Annotated in this window: 1 rRNA gene; it reads left to right on the forward strand. The window is 51.3% G+C overall.

Annotation, left to right across the window (positions count from 1 at the left end):
• Positions 1 to 260 precede the first annotated feature (260 nt).
• A 23S ribosomal RNA gene (locus tag IB248_RS30865) occupies positions 261 to 1,071 on the forward strand; the annotation flags it as partial.

Raw genomic sequence — 1,071 nt, forward strand, 5'->3', positions numbered from 1 at the left:
CTGATTACCGTTGCCTGACCGCGCGGTACCGGATTTAATCTCGAGAAGCTGGTCTTAAAGATCCGGCCCAAGCGAGCTGCTCGGCGTAGCTCCAATAAAGGGACCGGATCGAACACGTCGATGGCATCTGAATGATCTGGTTGTAAAAGGTAACCAGATTGTTGGAGCTGGCCGTATGGCCAGATTTGGCACCCCCGCGGCGAAGCCGACGGGACAAGGTTTGCCAAATCCAACTAAAGATGAGCATTGGCAATGAGAACGATTAAGTGTCGTAAGGGCATTTGGTGGATGCCTTGGCATGCACAGGCGATGAAGGACGTGATACGCTGCGAAAAGCCGTGGGGAGCTGCGAATAAGCTTTGATCCATGGATCTCCGAATGGGGCAACCCACCTTAAATGCTTAGAAAATCTAAGTTGTGCTTCGGTACGGCTTAGGTTTCTAAGCATTGTGATAAGGTATCTGCACCTGAATAAAATAGGGTGTAAGAAGCGAACGCAGGGAACTGAAACATCTAAGTACCTGCAGGAAAGGACATCAACCGAGACTCCGCAAGTAGTGGCGAGCGAACGCGGACCAGGCCAGTGGCAATTGTGTTTAAAGCGGAACAATCTGGAAAGTTTGGCCGTAGCGGGTGACAGCCCCGTACGCGTAGATAGCATGATTGTCCTAGAGTAGGGCGGGACACGAGAAATCCTGTCTGAACATGGGGAGACCACTCTCCAAGCCTAAGTACTCGTGCATGACCGATAGCGAACAAGTACCGTGAGGGAAAGGTGAAAAGCACCCCGACAAGGGGAGTGAAATAGAACCTGAAACCGGATGCCTACAAACAGTCGGAGCCCGCAAGGGTGACGGCGTACCTTTTGTATAATGGGTCAACGACTTAGTGTAACAAGCAAGCTTAAGCCGGTAGGTGTAGGCGAAGCGAAAGCGAGTCTGAAGAGGGCGATTTAGTTTGTTGCATTAGACCCGAAACCGAGTGATCTAGCCATGAGCAGGTTGAAGGTTGGGTAACACCAACTGGAGGACCGAACCCGCATCTGTTGCAATAGATTGGGATGACTTGTGG

It is taken from the genome of Rhizobium sp. RHZ01, from assembly GCF_014851595.1.
Lineage (GTDB): Bacteria > Pseudomonadota > Alphaproteobacteria > Rhizobiales > Rhizobiaceae > Rhizobium > Rhizobium altiplani.